The 15364-nt window shown below is 65.2% G+C and carries 11 protein-coding genes, 1 tRNA gene and 1 riboswitch; of the genes, 7 read left to right on the top strand and 5 right to left on the bottom strand.

Annotated elements, in window-relative coordinates; genetic code table 11:
- Window positions 1–62: 62 nt before the first annotated feature.
- The 4 genes from fdhE to ACE3P9_RS02030 all read left to right on the top strand — a co-directional run bounded on the left by fdhE (window position 63) and on the right by ACE3P9_RS02030 (window position 4701).
- Window positions 63–1169, top strand: coding sequence for a formate dehydrogenase accessory protein FdhE (fdhE, locus tag ACE3P9_RS02045; protein ID WP_374491436.1), 1107 nt, complete (start codon window positions 63–65; stop codon window positions 1167–1169).
- Complete coding sequence (selA, locus tag ACE3P9_RS02040) at window positions 1166–2617, top strand: L-seryl-tRNA(Sec) selenium transferase (RefSeq protein ID WP_374491435.1); 1452 nt, start codon at window positions 1166–1168, stop codon at window positions 2615–2617. Before fdhE ends, selA begins: the two co-directional genes overlap by 4 nt.
- Window positions 2614–4566: a selenocysteine-specific translation elongation factor gene (selB, locus tag ACE3P9_RS02035; RefSeq protein ID WP_374491433.1), complete on the top strand. Its 1953-nt coding sequence runs from the start codon at window positions 2614–2616 to the stop codon at window positions 4564–4566. The genes selA and selB overlap by 4 nt, the downstream gene beginning before the upstream one ends.
- A gap of 39 nt (window positions 4567–4605) precedes the next feature.
- Window positions 4606–4701: transfer RNA gene (locus ACE3P9_RS02030), tRNA-Sec, on the top strand.
- Window positions 4702–4731: 30 nt separating this feature from the next.
- Here the strand turns inward: ACE3P9_RS02030 and ACE3P9_RS02025 are convergent.
- Window positions 4732–5535 (bottom strand): TerC family protein, encoded by an 804-nt coding sequence (locus ACE3P9_RS02025; protein ID WP_374491431.1) that lies wholly within the window; start codon window positions 5533–5535, stop codon window positions 4732–4734.
- A 185-nt stretch (window positions 5536–5720) separates the two neighbouring features.
- Between ACE3P9_RS02025 and ACE3P9_RS02020 the strand changes: the two genes are divergently transcribed.
- The 3 genes from ACE3P9_RS02020 to ACE3P9_RS02010 all read left to right on the top strand — a co-directional run bounded on the left by ACE3P9_RS02020 (window position 5721) and on the right by ACE3P9_RS02010 (window position 7633).
- On the top strand, window positions 5721–6632 hold the full coding sequence (locus ACE3P9_RS02020) for a LysR family transcriptional regulator (protein WP_374491429.1): 912 nt from the start codon (window positions 5721–5723) through the stop codon (window positions 6630–6632).
- Window positions 6633–6784: 152 nt separating this feature from the next.
- Complete coding sequence (locus ACE3P9_RS02015; RefSeq protein ID WP_374491427.1) at window positions 6785–7219, top strand: glycine cleavage system protein H; 435 nt, start codon at window positions 6785–6787, stop codon at window positions 7217–7219.
- Window positions 7220–7231: 12 nt separating this feature from the next.
- Window positions 7232–7633 carry a DsrE family protein gene (locus tag ACE3P9_RS02010; RefSeq protein WP_374491425.1) on the top strand — a complete coding sequence of 134 codons (402 nt, stop codon included), beginning with the start codon at window positions 7232–7234 and terminating at the stop codon, window positions 7631–7633.
- Between the two features lie 146 nt (window positions 7634–7779).
- Here ACE3P9_RS02010 and glyA read toward each other — a convergent pair whose 3' ends face one another.
- The 4 genes from glyA to ACE3P9_RS01990 form a co-directional block, all read right to left on the bottom strand.
- Complete coding sequence (gene glyA / locus ACE3P9_RS02005) at window positions 7780–9024, bottom strand: serine hydroxymethyltransferase (RefSeq protein ID WP_374491423.1); 1245 nt, start codon at window positions 9022–9024, stop codon at window positions 7780–7782.
- 38 nt (window positions 9025–9062) lie between these two features.
- Window positions 9063–9237, bottom strand: a riboswitch (ZMP/ZTP riboswitch).
- Window positions 9238–9367: 130 nt separating this feature from the next.
- Window positions 9368–10480 (bottom strand): transglycosylase SLT domain-containing protein, encoded by a 1113-nt coding sequence (locus tag ACE3P9_RS02000; protein ID WP_374491421.1) that lies wholly within the window; start codon window positions 10478–10480, stop codon window positions 9368–9370.
- A gap of 955 nt (window positions 10481–11435) precedes the next feature.
- On the bottom strand, window positions 11436–12602 hold the full coding sequence (locus tag ACE3P9_RS01995; RefSeq protein ID WP_374491419.1) for an alpha/beta fold hydrolase: 1167 nt from the start codon (window positions 12600–12602) through the stop codon (window positions 11436–11438).
- Window positions 12603–12680: 78 nt separating this feature from the next.
- Complete coding sequence (locus ACE3P9_RS01990; protein WP_374491417.1) at window positions 12681–15083, bottom strand: plasma-membrane proton-efflux P-type ATPase; 2403 nt, start codon at window positions 15081–15083, stop codon at window positions 12681–12683.
- Between the last annotated feature and the right edge of the window lie 281 nt (window positions 15084–15364).

Raw genomic sequence — 15364 nt, 5'->3', positions numbered from 1 at the left:
CTTGCCGTTTTCCTTATCCCCGGGTTCCGGGGCGGAAGACTGTCTGTAGTATTCTGCCGTTCATGAGTTCCCCGCTTTCTTCGTCCCATCCTGCCGCAGAGGATATTGCTGCGCGCGAGCCTCGTGAACCCGGCTTTCTGATCCTGCCTGAAGCCTCGACCTGCTTTGCCGAGCGGGAGATGCGCCTGCGCCAGCTTGCTGCCGGTCACCCCATGGGGGACTTCCTGCGGTTCGTGGCGGACATCGCCCACCTTCAGCAGGAGGCACTGGACCGCTTTCCGGCAGTGCCCCTGCCGGATGCCGAGGCTCTCCGGCAGGCAGCCCTGTTCGGGCAGCCCCCTCTGCCTGCGGCGCACTGGCCGCGTGATCCAGCCTGGCAGGCCTGTGTGCGCGACATGGCGCATGCTCTGTCGCACAAGGCGCCCGAGGCGGCACTTTCGGCCCTGAAGACGCTGGAGCAGGCCTCTGGTGAGTGGCTTGAGACACAGGCAGACCGTCTGCTCAACGGAATTTCCACCGGGCTGGATGTGGCGGCAGCCCCGCTCATCGGAGCTGCCCTGCAGGTGTACTGGACGCACCTCGTGCGGGCCGTTCAGGCCGTGGAACTGCCCCCGGGGCAGCCGACCGCCTTTGGCCGCATCGACGATGCCAGTGTCTGTCCTTGCTGTGGCAGTCGGCCGACCGACAGCATCGTCAAGGCCGGGGGCGACCATGCGGGGCAGCGCTATCTGCACTGCAGCCTGTGTGGCACCGAGTGGCACATGGTGCGCATCACCTGCACGCACTGCCATACCACCAAGGGGCTGGTCTACCAGTCTCTGTCGCGGGTGCTCCCCGGGCAGAGCGAGGACGATGCTGAAGACGATGCGCGAGAAGCCGCGACCCATGCCGTCATCCAGGCAGAAACCTGCGAGTCCTGCGGGCACTATCTCAAGCTGCTGCATGCCGATCGCGATCCGATGGTGGAACCAGTGGCCGATGACCTGGCCTCGGTCACGCTCGATCTGCTCATCGGCGAGACTGGCGTGGAACGGCAGGGGGTGAATTTCATGCTGATGTTCGGGGATGCTGAACCGGATGCGGAATCTGCGGCCGCTGCAGCCTCCCAAGCGGCAGAAGACGGTCCTGAGGCTCCCGTGACAAACGGAACTGCCGGGACTGCCCCATGAGCCTGGCTTCGTCGACCGAGCCCATGCAGGGCGCAGCGGAGCTGGCACAGGCCCGCGATCTGCCGTCGGTGGACCGCCTGCTCCATCTGCCCGAAGTGGCGGCGCTCGTGACCGAACACGGGCACACCCTGGTGGCGGCGGAGACCCGCAGCTGGCTCGACGCACTGCGGGCCCGTGTGCTGCAGGGGCAGGTGCTGCGCAGCGACATGACGCCATCCCGCTGGACGGTCGGCGTGCGAGGACAGGTGGTGGCTGCATTGGCTCCCCGCATGCGGGGGGTGCTCAATCTCACAGGGACTGTCATTCACACCAATCTGGGTCGGGCCCTGCTCCCCGAGGCGGCACTCGCGCATCTGCAGACCCTGATGGCGAGCCCGAACAATCTGGAATACGACCTTGCTGCCGGTGGACGGGGGGATCGCGACAGCCTGATCGAATCCCTGCTGTGCCGCCTCACCGGGGCAGAGGCCGCCACCGTGGTCAACAACAATGCCGCCGCCGTGCTGCTGACGCTCGCGGCGCTGGCACGCGGGCGCGAGGTGGTGCTGTCGCGCGGAGAGCTGGTCGAGATCGGGGGCGCCTTTCGCATGCCCGACGTGATGGAGAGCGCCGGCGCCCAGCTGGTCGAGGTAGGAACGACCAACCGCACCCATCTGCGTGATTACGAGGCGGCCATCGGAGCGGAAACGGCCCTGCTCATGAAGGTCCACACCAGCAACTACGCGATTCAGGGGTTTACCAAGGCGGTGCCCGAGGCAGAACTGGCGGTTCTGGCCCGTGCCCGGGGGGTGCCGCTGGTGAGCGATCTCGGCAGTGGTTCGCTCATCGACCTGGCCGATCATGGCCTGCCTCGGGAACCGCTGGTGCAGGAAATGCTCGCTGCAGGCTGCGACGTGGTGACCTTCAGTGGCGACAAGCTGCTGGGGGGACCACAGGCGGGGCTCATCGTGGGACGGCGCGATCTGGTCGAACGCATTCGCAGGCACCCCATGAAGCGCGCCCTGCGCATGAGCAAGCTGCCTCTGGCCGCGCTGGAAGCGACTCTGCAGCTGTATCTGCGTCCCGAGCGGCTAACGCGTGATCTGCCCACGCTTCGTCTGCTCACGCGTTCTGTGGACGATATCCGTGCCATGGCACAGGTGCTGCAGCCTCTGGTGGCGCAGGCGGTGCAGGGGCGGTATGTGGTGGAGGTGGCAGAGCTGAAGGGACAGATCGGCTCCGGTTCGCTGCCGGTGGAATCGCTGCCTTCGGCGGGGCTGACGCTGGCTCCGCTGTCACGGCAGGGCGGCGGGCGTGCGCTGGAGCTCCTGGCATCGGCCCTGAGACGTCTGCCCCTGCCGGTGATCGGGCGCATTGCCGAGGATCGGCTGGTGCTCGACCTGCGTTGCCTCGAAGTGCCGGATCTGCTGGTGTCGCAGCTCGCACAGCTGCGGGAGGCGCTCGCATGATCGTGGGCACCGCAGGCCATATCGACCACGGCAAGACCACGCTGGTGCGTGCGCTCACCGGCGTCGATACCGACCGCCTGCCAGAGGAACGTCGGCGCGGCATCAGCATCGAGCTGGGCTATGCATTCATGGAGGTTCCGGGCCTGGCCGAGCGCATCGGATTCATCGACGTGCCAGGCCACGAGCGTCTGGTGCACACCATGCTGGCAGGAGCGACCGGCATCGACCATGCCCTGCTGCTGGTAGCGGCCGATGACGGCGTCATGCCCCAGACGCGGGAGCATCTGGCAGTGCTGTCGCTGCTGGGCTTGACTTCGGGAGCCGTCGTCATCACCAAGGCCGATCGTGTCGATGCGGCACGGATCGAGGCCGTGCGGCAGGAGGTGCAGGCACTGATGGCACAGACTCCCCTGCAGGACGCCCCCATCCATGTCGTCTCTGCCGCCACCGGGGCAGGGGTGGCTGCGTTGCGCGAGTCGCTGGCTGCGCTTGCACGGGACCGTGCCACGCGGCAGACCGGCGGTGCGGCGGCACCGTGTGCGGAGCCGGAGCCTGAACAGGGCTTTCGGCTCGCCATCGATCGCGCATTCACGCTCACCGGTGCCGGCACCGTGGTGACAGGCACTGTGCATCGAGGGCGGGTCCGCGTGGGCGACACGCTCACGCTGGTTCCCGCACAGAAGACCGTGCGGGTGCGCAGCCTGCATGCGCAGAACCAGCCCGTGGACGAAGCCCATGCCGGACAGCGCTGTGCCGTGGCCGTGGTGGGGGTGGACCGCGATGCGATTGCACGCGGAGACTGGCTCGTGTCGCCCATGCTCGCCCATGCCTCCCAGCGTGTCGATGCACGGCTGACCCTGTGGCACGAGGAATCCAACCCCCTGCGTTCCGGAAGCCCGGTCACCCTGCACCTGGGGGCCTGCGCGGTACCTGCCACGGTGGCGATTCTGGATCGGGACGTGCTGGCGCCCGGACAGTCTGCCTGCGTGCAGATCGTCACACGTCGCCCCATCGGGGCCTGGCATGGAGACCGAGTGGTACTGCGGGACGGTTCCGCCACACGCACTCTCGCGGGAGGCACGGTGCTCGATCCCTTTGCACCGGTACGCTATCGGCGTACCCCCCAGCGGCTGGCCGAACTGGAGGCCGCCCAGGCTCCCCAGGCGGACCAGATGCTCGCTCTTTTGCTGACGCTCGCTCCCCATGGCGTCGATCTGGAGCGATTCCGTCGGGCGCATGGGCTCCTGAACACGCCCAGGGTGCCCGCCGATGCGCTCGTGTACCGGGACGCGCAGGGCACCTGGGCCATGGGTGCTTCCGCCATGGAGCAGGCACGGGCTACCGTGGTGAAGGTGCTGGCTGAATTTCACCATCAGCAGCCCGATGAACTGGGGCCAGCCTCCTCGCGCCTGCGGCGACTGGCCCTGCCGCGTCTGCCCGATCCCTTGTGGCAGGCCCTGCTGGCGCGCTGGATGCAGACGGGCGTGCTGGTAGGGCAGGGCGCCTTCGTGCACCTGCCGGAGCATGGGGTGCGTCTGTCCGCTGCCGAGCAGCGCCTGTCGCAGAAGGTGACCCCCTGGCTCGAACAGGCCGCGTTCGACGGCATCTGGGTGCGCGATCTGGCGGCCCGCATCGGCGAACCCGAGCCCCTGCTGCGCTCGACCCTGATTCGCATGGCGCGGCGTGGGGAATTGCACCAGGTGGTCAAGGATCTTTGCTTCGCACCCGCTACCATACGGTCCCTGGCACGCAGGGCCCAGGAGGTGGCCACGCGTCACCAGGGGGAGATTCTGGCTGCGGATTTTCGCGATGCCACAGGGCTGGGCCGCAAGCGTGCCATCCAGATTCTCGAATACTTCGACCGCATCGGCATCCTGCGCCGGGTGGGCGATGTGCACAGGCTGCGCACCGATAGCCCCGTGCTGGAGGAGAGCGAAGCACCGGTCTGAGCTGCACAGGAAGCAGTCCGATCGTGGCAGTTTCATGAAGGAAGGGAAACGACCCCGGTGGGTCGGCCGGGCTTCAAACCCGGTGGGTGGCGCCATGCGCTGCCGGGCAGGTCCGACTCCTGTTCCCTTCCGCCACCCAGGGCAGCTGAACGTGCATGCAGCAGCTCAATGATCGGAGGCAGGGCTGGCCGGCCGATCGCCAGGCATCGGCAGGAGGGCCAGTGCGGCGGGACGGCGCTTGCCGCGGGCACGGATGTTGAGCATTTCCACCGTCAGCGAGAATGCCATGGCGGCGTAGAGGTAACCCTTGGGCATGTGGACATCGAAGGCTTCGGCCGTAAGGGCCATGCCCACCATGACCAGAAACGCCAGCGCCAGCACTTTCACCGAAGGATGCCGGTCCACGAACTCCCCGATGGGGGCTGCGGCGAACATCATCACCCCGACCGAGCACACGACGGCAGCCACCATGACGCCGATGTGGTTGACCATGCCCACAGCCGTGATGACCGAATCAAGCGAGAACACGATGTCGATCACCGCAATCTGTGCAATCACGGTCCAGAACACGCGTCCGCCGGTTTCGCGCAGGATGCGCCCGTCGCCCTGCACCTCGGCCGGAATGGCCTCCTCGCGCGCCTCCACCTCCACGAAGATCTCGTGGGCTGCCTTGTAGAGCAGGAAGAGTCCGCCGCCGAGCAGCACCAGGTCGCGCCCGCTGATGCCATGTCCCGCCAGCGTGAACAGATCCCGGGTAAGCCCCATGACCCAGCTCAGCGAGAACAGCAGCAGGATGCGCGTGACCATGGCAAAGGCCAGTCCGAGTCGCCGGGCCCGATTGCGCACGGCAACCGGCAGCCGGCCGACCAGCACCGACAGAAAAATGATGTTGTCCACACCAAGCACGATTTCGAGTGCGGTGAGCATGGCAAAAGCCATCCAGAGCTGGGGGTCGAGCAGAAATTCCATGGCAGAGAGCATCAATGGGCAACAGAAGGAGACGGAACGCCGGCAAAAGCAGGTTTGCGCTTTTCCGTACAGAGGGAGCAGGGCCTGACTGGGCAAGACATGCTGGAAGCCATTCTAGGAATCGACATTCATCAAGTAAATTCTAAAATTTACGATGTTTATTCAATATAAATTGACGATTACCCATGATCAACTTCAAGCATCTCCACTACTTCCAGCAGGTGGCCGAGCTGGGCGGCGTGACGCGCGCGAGCCGGGTGCTGCATGTCAGCCCGCAGGCGATCAGCATGCAGCTCGCCGAACTGGAGGAGCGGCTCGGGGTTGAGCTCTTCGCGCGGGTGGGCCGCTCCCTGCAGCTCACGGATACGGGCCGCATGGTGCTGCGGTATGCGCAGGACATCTTCACCACCGGGGCCGAGCTGGAGGCCGTGCTGCGCGACCAGCGAGAGCAGGGGCGCACTCCGGAGCTGCGTGTGGGGGTGTCGGACAGTCTGGCCAAGACCGTGGCCTTCCGGCTGCTGGAGCCGGCACTGACGCTGTCCGACCCGGTCCGGCTCATCTGCCGCGAAGGCCCCCTGGAGCGGCTGCTGTCGGCGCTGGCCCTGCATGAGCTCGATCTGGTGCTGGCCGACCAGCCGGTGCCTGCTGCAGTGAGCGTGCGGGCCTATGCACACCGCCTGGGGCGCTCGCATCTGGCATTCTTTGCCAGTCCCCGGGTGAGGGCGGCTCATCCGGGAGCGTTTCCGGACTGTCTCGACGGGGCTCCGCTCCTGGTGCCCGGTGCTGCGGCAGCCACCCGTCCCCTGCTGCGTGCATGGCTGGCCCGGACGGGGGTGCAGCCGCAGGTGGTGGGCGAATTCGATGATGCCGCACTGGCACAGGCTTTTGCCGAGCGTGACCAGGGCTTCTGCCTTGCGCCGGCGGTGGTGGGGCAGGTGCTCGAACGGCAGTCCGGTTTGTGCTGTGTAGGGATCGCCACCGGGGTGCAGGAGGACTACTACGCCTTGTCCATCGAACGCCGCATCACCCATCGTGGAGTGGTGGCCATTACCGAGGCTGCCCGGACGCTGCTGGACGAGGGGGGCGCCGACCGATAAGGGCCCGGGTTCCGACATCGGAAGCGTGCAGTGACGGGCATGGCAGGGGACTTGCCGGGCAGGCGCATGCCCGGTGGAGCCGGCCGCGCTACACTGGCGCCCGGCCCATGCGCGCGGCCCCTGTTTCATCCCCGATTCCTGGAGTGACCTTCATGCAAGCCTGCGGCCTGGAGTTTCCCGATGCACTGCATTACTTCGTGCCCCATCAGACCTGGGCGTCTCCCGAGGACGATGGACATGTGCGCATCGGCATCACGGCGCTGGGCATCCGCCTGGCGGGCGATATCTACATGTGCCGGCCCAAGCGGGCGGGCAGCGGCATCGTGCAGGGGGGCTCGGTGGCTGTGGTGGAACTGGCCAAGTCCATCGTGTCGGTCAAGTCGCCCGTGAGTGGCGTGATCACGGAAGTCAATCCGCTGCTCGAAGACGCCCCAGAGCTCGTGCACCGCGACCCCTATGGCAAGGGCTGGCTCGTGCGCCTGCGCCCCACCGACTGGGCGGCAGACACAGCACAGCTGGTGCATGGGCACGCGGTGATGGCAGCCATGGAGCACCATGCCTGGCTCGAACGCGCCCAGACGCGCTGAAGGAGTGCAGCGATGACGGGATTCGTGGACGAAGGACAGGCGGTGGAGGGCGTGGCCATCCTGCTCTGGGCGGCAGACGCCAGCCGGCCAGAGCTGCTGCATACCCCCTTCTTCTTCGCGGCAGCGGCTGCCGCCATGGAGGTGCCGGTGGAAATGTACTTCACGGCCGCCAGTGTGCGTCTTCTGGTGCCCGGGGTGGCCGAGGGGCTGCGGGCGGCATACCACGCCAAGGACGTGGCCACGGCCATGCACGAGGCGGTGGAGCAGGGGGTGCGGTTTATGGCATGCAGCGATGCCTTGCGTGCGCAGGGGCTCACGCTCGAAGCGCTGATACCGGAGTGCCGGGGCCATGGCGGAGCCGTGCAGTACATGGTCCGGGCTGCCGATCGCCGCTGGCGGACTCTGGTGTTCTGACGGAAGCTTCTCCCCCACACCAAAAAACCGCTGCCGGTCGTCTGGACCAGGCAGCGGTTCTTGTATGTGGCGATAGGTTCCAGCTTCGGGGGTAACCGGACATCTTTCAGCAGGGAAAGACGTCCGCCCCCGTTGCCGGCCGGGGGTCAGCGGTAGACCGGGAAGCGGCTCGTCAGGGCCTGCACCTTCTCGCGCACAGCCGCAATATGGGCCGGATCGCGCGGGTTGTCGAGCACATCGGCAATCAGGTTGGCCGTGGCGCGGGCTTCTTCTTCCTTGAAGCCACGGGTGGTCATGGCCGGAGTGCCGATGCGGATGCCGCTGGTCACGAACGGCTTTTCAGGATCGTTCGGGATGGCGTTCTTGTTGATGGTCATGTGGGCTTCGCCCAGCACGGCTTCGGCTTCCTTGCCGGTAATGCCCTTGCTGCGCAGATCGACCAGCATCACGTGGCTCTGCGTGCCGCCGCTGACGATGCGCAGACCGCGTGCGGTCAGGGTTTCTGCGATGACCTGGGCGTTCTTCTTGACCTGAACGGCATAGTCCTTGAACTCGGGAGCCAGGGCCTCCTTGAAGGCCACGGCCTTGGCTGCGATGACGTGCATGAGCGGGCCGCCCTGCAGGCCGGGGAACACGGCGCTGTTGATGGCCTTTTCGTGCTCGGCCTTCATCAGGATGAAGCCGCCACGCGGGCCGCGCAGGCTCTTGTGGGTGGTGGAGGTCACCACGTCGGCATGGGGAACCGGGTTGGGATACTGGCCAGCGGCGATCAGGCCGGCGTAGTGGGCCATGTCGACCATGAAGATGGCGCCGACGTCCTTGGCGACCTTGGCGAAGCGGGCAAAGTCGATTTCGAGCGAGTAGGCGCTGGCGCCGGCAATGATGAGCCTGGGCTTGGTCTCGTGGGCCTTGCGCTCCATTTCGTCGTAGTCGATGGCTTCCTGGGCGTTGAGGCCATAGCTCACCGCGTTGAACCACTTGCCGCTCATGTTGAGCGCCATGCCGTGGGTCAGGTGGCCGCCTTCTGCCAGGCTCATGCCCAGAATGGTGTCACCGGGCTTGAGGAATGCGAGGAACACGGCCTCGTTGGCGCTGGCGCCGCAGTGCGGCTGCACGTTGGCAGCTTCTGCACCGAAGAGCTGCTTGAGGCGCTCGATGGCCAGGCGCTCGGCCACGTCGACGAATTCACAGCCGCCGTAGTAGCGCTTGCCGGGATAGCCCTCGGCGTACTTGTTGGTGAGCTGGGTGCCCTGGGCGGCCATGACGGCCGGGGAGGCATAGTTCTCGCTTGCGATGAGCTCGATATGGTCTTCCTGGCGCTGGTTTTCGGCGCAGATGGCAGACCACAGTTCGGGATCGGTTTGTTCGATGAGGATATTGCGCTGGTACATGGCAGGCTTTCGTCAAAGGATGTTGACGCCTCCAGTGTGGAGGCTGCCCAGGCGAACGGCGGGTAAACGCAACGTGGCACGATGGCGCAGGGCCATGGCATGACAACGACATGCGGCGCACTTCCCCGTGGTGAATGAGGCGGAACACGGTTCCGCTGGAGGCTCCACGTCAGCTGCCGGCAAGGCAGCCTATCGCCAGTTGTGCGCGGGTGTTAGTGTAGCGGAAGATGGCACCAAGCCCAACAACAGCCAGCGATGGACGGGCTCCGCTGGCGGGCCGGCGTGGCGAGTCGGGTGCGCGGCGGGAGGATTTTTTCTATGGCAGGCATGACCTGCCGATCCGTCACTCGGTCATCGTGGAGGCATCGGCTGCGCCGGTTTCCACACCATGGGAGGGAGTGGCAGCAGCGAGCTGCTGCCCAGCGGAGGCAGCCCGCGAGCGCAGCACGGCCACTTCGACCGGATGCGAAGAGCCTGGAGTGCGGGCTGCGGCATGGGGCGGGGTATGCCGGGCCGAGGCCACGACGGCAGGCGCCGCATGGACAGGTGCGGTGCCTGCATGTGCGACCTGTGTCTGTGCGGGACGGAGGGAGCGTCCTTCTTCCGGAATCGGGAGGAGGGCATCGTGGGCCACGGTGCGTCCCCGGGCCACGGCGCGGATGCGGGCATATTCGCGCAGCACCTTCTCGCCATATCCCTGGTCGTCAGGCAGTTTGGCTGCCCCCACGTAGTATTTGAGTCCGCCGCGCAGGGTGCCTCCCGAGCGGGAAATGGTTTCCTTGAGCACCTTGGCCCCCACACGCAGATTGGTCAGGGGATTGAAGGCAGCCTGCTCGCCCCCGTAGCTGCCGTATTTGTCGGAGTGGATGTGGGTCATCACCTGCATCAGGCCCTGGGCGCCGACATGGCTCTGTGCAAAGGGATTGAAGCTCGACTCGATGGCCATGACGGCCAGCAGCAGGGCCGGATCGATGGCTTCCTGCTTGCCGACGGCATAGGCTTCATGCACCAGCAGCCCCACAGGCTCGGGCGCGACATGGTATTTGCTGGCCAGCCAGTGCGTGACGGCTGCCTGGCGGGCTGTGAGCACCGCGGCAGGCGCATCATCCTGCAGCTGCTCGCTGGTGGCCGCAAGAGCCTGGGCGAGCTGGATCGTGGGGGGCGTTTCCATCTGTGCATCCGAGGGGGATGGGCTGTCTGTGGGGGTGGCCAGCGGTTCGAGCAGGGCCATTGCGTGGGTGGCGGCCGTGGCACGCCAGCCCGGCTGTGTGGCGAGCAGCGCAGCAGCGGACACGACACCGATGCCGACCATGGCCATGCCGTTGTGGGTGATGAGCCAGCCCACGCGTGCCAGCCGGCGGGCCAGCGAGGTGTCCTTGCGGGACGGGGTGGATGGCGCATCCATTCCGGGAGCGGAAAGCGGCATTGTCAGAACGGCAGAAGAGGCAGTGGTCATGGTTGTTGTTCTCGTCGGACATGGACCTCAGGGCCCATGGGCTTGCGGGAGCCGTGGCTCCTGGGGAAACGCATGCCGGATCGGGACATGCCCGGAGCCTCTGCGCTGTGAGCGGACAGGGCTTCCGGTGGCGCCTGCGCAGACACCTGCGAGGTCTGCGGGACCGGGGCATCGGGCTGGTGGAGAGCTGCGCGCCTGCGGTCGATACCGCGTGCCAGGCGTGTCCTCCAGACCAGTCGATGCACGGACTGGCGGGATGCCGATCCCCGGAGGGAGCGGCGCCTTCCTGCTTGTGGAAGGGATTTCGGCGCGATTGTAGAAGGCGTCAAAATTACCAGTCAAGCATAAGGGTTGTTTTTATATTATTTATTAAAATATCAAAGCGCCGTGTAGGCCCTGATCGGGGAAGGCTGCAAGAGCTGTTACAGAATCCAAATGCGTGACGCTGCGCGCACTTGCGCGCATTCTGCAAGCCGCCCGAAGTCGGAAACGGAAGCCCATGGACGAAAGTGGGGCGAAGCACCAGAAGATGTATCAGGCGCGCAACATATTGCTTTTGGGTATATGCGAAAGCGCTTCTGCTATGGGCTGCAAGTGGTGGCCCGCAAAGCCTTTCGCAGGCGTCCTGCCATGCAGTGTCTGAGCGAGCGCCTGTGGACTGGAGCGCGTGGCCCTGCACGGGAGGTCAGGAGACATGCAGCCCGAGCGCAGGGCGGCCTGTCCTGCGGGTGCACGGCCTGCGCGGGGATCGGCAGCGCGGTGATCCGCTGATCTCCTGAGGGCAGGTCTGCAACCGTGTGCAACGGGATGTGAAATCGGCAAAAAAGAAGTACAGCGTGCTGCACCAGGCATCCTGCTGCACCTGCCCGGAGCACTGGGGACGATTGCAAGCAGGAAACAGACTGTCGGCGCGGGTCTCGGACAGTCTGGATGCTGCTGGAGCTGGATCAGGGCCTCAGGCCGATACCCGGGCGATCCATTGGGCAATGCCTGGCCAGGTGTCGCGCAGGGTGTGGCTGCCCATGAACAGGCCGATGTGGCCACCGGGGACGAGCAGCTTGACGATGTCCGAGGCAGGGGTGCCGAGATACTTGTCAGCGTCGAAGACCTGTTCCTTGGTGGTGATGTCGTCGGACTCGCCGGCCAGCAGCGTGACGGGGCAGTGGATGTCTCCGAGCGAGAGACGCTTGCCGAGTCCGACGAAGGTGCCCTTGGCCAGGCGGTTCTCCTTGAAGAGCTGTTCCACGGCTTGTAGATACCACCGTCCCGGGAGGTTGATGGGATTTTCGTACCAGGCCTCGAAGGCTTCTTCCTTGTGCACGTAGGCAGGGTCGTTGATGTTCTCGAACAGATCCACGTACTTGCGGAAGTAATGCTGTTCGGGATGCATGTTTTTCCAGGCGGCAAGCATGAAGCGTCCCAGCATGAGTCCCCCTCCGAGCCGCACCAGACGCTGAAAATCGGACATTTTCATCTTGTGGGCCATTTCGCGGATCGGGCCATGGCCGGCATTGGTGTCGATGGGCGAGCCTGCGAGCACGAGGCTGCGCACCTTGGCGGGGTAGCGTGCCGCGTACATGGCAACCATCCAGCCCCCCTGGCACAGGCCCACGAGGTTGACCTGTCCGCCGAGCTCGTCGACCACCACATTCAGTTCGGCAAGGTAGTGGTCGATGTTGTAGTCCTTCATGTCCAGAGTGGCGCTGCGCCAGTCGGTGACGTAGACGCGGCGCAGCCCGTTGGCCATCATGGTCTCGACAAGACTTTGGCCCTTGGTGTAGTCGGCGATGGTGGAGGGGTGGCCTGCAAAGGGGGCATCGATGAGAGTGGGGATCTCGGTGCTGGTTTCGCCCTCGACCGAGAAGTCGCGCAGCCGCATGGTGTTGAGTTCCAGCAGAATGCGGTTGGGGGTGGCGAACTTGGCTTCGAGGCCCACGTTGAGCTTCAGGGCTTCGGTGGCGGTATCGAAGCCGCGCATGACGGTCTTGAAGCCTTCCTGTCCCAGGGCCGTCATCAGTTCCAGCGGCCAGAACACCGGAAGGGAATAGTGCGCCTGGGCGGGGGAGTGCGTCCTGGTGTGAGGGGTGCCGTGCTCAGCAGTGGTGGCAGAGGCTGTGGTCATGAGGAAATCTCCTGTGGATGAAGGAAATGAAGAGAGCCCGTGGCAGAACGCAGGCGCAGGAATAAGGGAAAACCCGTATCACAGTACCACGGGACGGGAAGAATGCCGATCCCAGAACCGCAGCACGGCCCGCTTGACCATGTTGTTGAACAGGAACCATGCAAAGGCATAGATCCAGACGATGAGGGCCAGCCGCCATCCGATGGGATGCACGAACCAGCCGTAGACGGCAGCCAGGGTGCCTGCCACCTGCGTGGCTTCGGTGGTCAGGAAGAGACGCAGGCTGGGCCAGGGCTTGTCCCAGAAATGGCCGTCGTTGCGTGCGAGGTACAGCGTCATGTGGCCCGCAACGAGCAGCTTGAGAAAGATGAGTGTCTGAGTGACTGGCCGAGGCAGCTGCCAGACGTTTTCGGCAAGCCAGAACATGCCGAAACTTGAAATCAGGCCGAGGCCTCCGAGGATGCCGGCGAGCATCAGGATGCGGTGCATGTCCCAGCGGACCGGATCGGGAGCGGGCACGGCATTGTCGTAGGCGATCATCATGATCGGGAAATCGTTGAGCAGCGCGAGCAGCACGATCATGATGGCAGTGACCGGATAGAACTGGAACACGATGATCGAAAGGCTCATGAAAAGCATGACCCGTACCGTTTCGCTGATGCGGTAGACCGCATAGGCGGTCATGCGCTGAAAAATGCGTCGCGATTCTTCTACCGCACTGCGGATGACGCCGAGCCCTGGTTCGGTGAGCACGAGGTCGGCTGCCGCACGGGCTGCGTCGGTTGCACCACTCACGGCAATGCCTACATCGGCCTGACGCAGGGCGGGTGCATCGTTGACGCCATCGCCGGTCATGCCGACCAGATGGCCGCCGGATTGCAAAGTCTTCACGATGCGGAACTTGTGTTCCGGGAAGACTTCGGCATAGCCGTCATGGGACAGCAGAGCGTGTGCATCCGGCCCGTGCTGGTCCGGGAAGGCTTGGCTTGCCGTCACGAAATCATCGCCCATGCCGAGCTTTCGTCCGATCTGGCGTGCAATGGCGATGTGGTCTCCGGTCACCATGCGCACCTGGATGCCCAGTTTGCGCAGGGCAGAGAGTGTGTCGGCACTGTCGGGGCGAGGGGGGTCGAACAAAGGCAGGAGGCCCAGCAGGATGCGCTGTCCCTGCGAGTCGGCCATGCCTACTGCCAGAGCGCGGTAGCCGCCTTCTGCCAGCTGTTCCACAAGGGCACTGACCCGGGCATGCACCGCATCGTCCGCACCACACCAGGCCACGATGGCCTGAGGGGCTCCCTTGGCCACGGTGAGGGGATGCCCGTCGAGGGTGACACGTGCTTCGGTGAGCTTGCGCACCGGATCGAAGGGGTGGAAGTCGATGGGGGTGACTGTATGGTTCTGCAGCGTGTGGGCTGCAGCTGTGAGGATGGCCGAATCTATGGCGTCGGTACTGGCAGGAGCACTGGCCAGTCCGGCCACCAGCAGCACCTGATCTGCCGAAGCGCCCGATACGAGCTGAGGAGTGGCCACCGTGAGCCTGTTCTGGGTCAGGGTGCCGGTCTTGTCCGAGCACAGTATATCCATGCCGGCGAGTTCCTCGATCGCTGCGAGCCGCGATACGATGGCTCCCAGCCGACTCAGGACGGAGGCGCCCACGGCCATCGTCACCGACAGCACCGCAGGCAACGCGACCGGAATGGCTGCTACGGTCAGGATGAGTGCGAATTTGAGCGAGTCGAGCATGGGTTCATGACGCCACCATGCCACGGCCAGCACAATGGCCACGAGCACCAGCGTGCCGACAATGAGGGCATTGCCGATTTTCAGCACAGCCTGCTGGAAATGCGAGGGAGCACCGGCGGTTTCGACCAGTGCGGCCGTCCTGCCGAAATAGGTACTCATGCCGGTGGCCGTGACCCGCGCTGTCATCTGCCCCATGCGGACGATGGAGCCGGAGTAAGCCGTTTCGCCCACGCCTTTGTCGACCGGCAGCGATTCCCCCGTGAGGGTCGATTGATCGATCGACAGGGTATTGCCCGAGAGCAGAACGAGATCTGCCGGCACGATGTCGCCCAGCTCCACATGCACGATGTCGCCAGGAACCAGCTCGCTTGCCGGCACATCGAGCCAGTGGCCGTCTCGCAGCACGCGGGCCTGCGCTGCCAGTTTCTTTCTGAGCAGGGCAATGGCGTCATCGGCTTTGTGCTCCTGCCAGAAGGCCACGCCGGCATTGACTACCAGCATCAGCGCAATGATGGCAAAGTCGGACCAGTCCCCCGCAATGGCCGACAGGATCGCAGCCGCCTCGATCATCCAGGGAATGGGGCCCCAGACATACGAAAACAGCTTGACCCACACACTCTGGCGCTTTTCGGCCAGTGCATTGGGACCGTGTTCGGAGAGCAGGCGGGCCGCCTCGACCGAACTCAGGCCGCCGGGCGGTGTGGATGAGGGGGATGCAGGATCAGAAGTGGACGGCATGGCGTGGGGTGCTCCGGGCGACTGGACATGGCATGCAGACAAGAAGATGCCGGTTCTGTGGGAGGCCTCTCTTTTCTTTGCGCGGAGCCGGCAAAAGGCCTGTGACTGCCTTCACCTTACTATGGCGCAGCACCGGGTGGACTCCCTGATACAAGCGGATACCGACATGTCATTCAGACGACAGCAGGCGTTCTGTTTCGGGTGTGACACTCCTCCCCAGCGGGGCTGTCGGGCATGGCGGAGCGCTCGCATCACGCGGAGGCTGCCGCCGCCGCTGGCGG

This window comes from Allobrachymonas sp., assembly GCF_041912815.1.
Lineage (GTDB): Bacteria > Pseudomonadota > Gammaproteobacteria > Burkholderiales > Burkholderiaceae_C > Brachymonas.
This window is presented reverse-complemented; position numbering and strand designations above follow the sequence as displayed.

Bases quoted from the DNA above. Each gene is read 5' to 3' on its own strand.
- fdhE (WP_374491436.1), top strand. From the start codon at position 63: ATGAGTTCCCCGCTTTCTTCGTCCCATCCTGCCGCAGAGGATATTGCT.
- selA (WP_374491435.1), top strand. From the start codon at position 1,166: ATGAGCCTGGCTTCGTCGACCGAGCCCATGCAGGGCGCAGCGGAGCTG.
- selB (WP_374491433.1), top strand. From the start codon at position 2,614: ATGATCGTGGGCACCGCAGGCCATATCGACCACGGCAAGACCACGCTG.
- ACE3P9_RS02025 (WP_374491431.1), bottom strand. From the start codon at position 5,535: ATGGAATTTCTGCTCGACCCCCAGCTCTGGATGGCTTTTGCCATGCTC.
- ACE3P9_RS02020 (WP_374491429.1), top strand. From the start codon at position 5,721: ATGATCAACTTCAAGCATCTCCACTACTTCCAGCAGGTGGCCGAGCTG.
- ACE3P9_RS02015 (WP_374491427.1), top strand. From the start codon at position 6,785: ATGCAAGCCTGCGGCCTGGAGTTTCCCGATGCACTGCATTACTTCGTG.
- ACE3P9_RS02010 (WP_374491425.1), top strand. From the start codon at position 7,232: ATGACGGGATTCGTGGACGAAGGACAGGCGGTGGAGGGCGTGGCCATC.
- glyA (WP_374491423.1), bottom strand. From the start codon at position 9,024: ATGTACCAGCGCAATATCCTCATCGAACAAACCGATCCCGAACTGTGG.
- ACE3P9_RS02000 (WP_374491421.1), bottom strand. From the start codon at position 10,480: ATGACCACTGCCTCTTCTGCCGTTCTGACAATGCCGCTTTCCGCTCCC.
- ACE3P9_RS01995 (WP_374491419.1), bottom strand. From the start codon at position 12,602: ATGACCACAGCCTCTGCCACCACTGCTGAGCACGGCACCCCTCACACC.
- ACE3P9_RS01990 (WP_374491417.1), bottom strand. From the start codon at position 15,083: ATGCCGTCCACTTCTGATCCTGCATCCCCCTCATCCACACCGCCCGGC.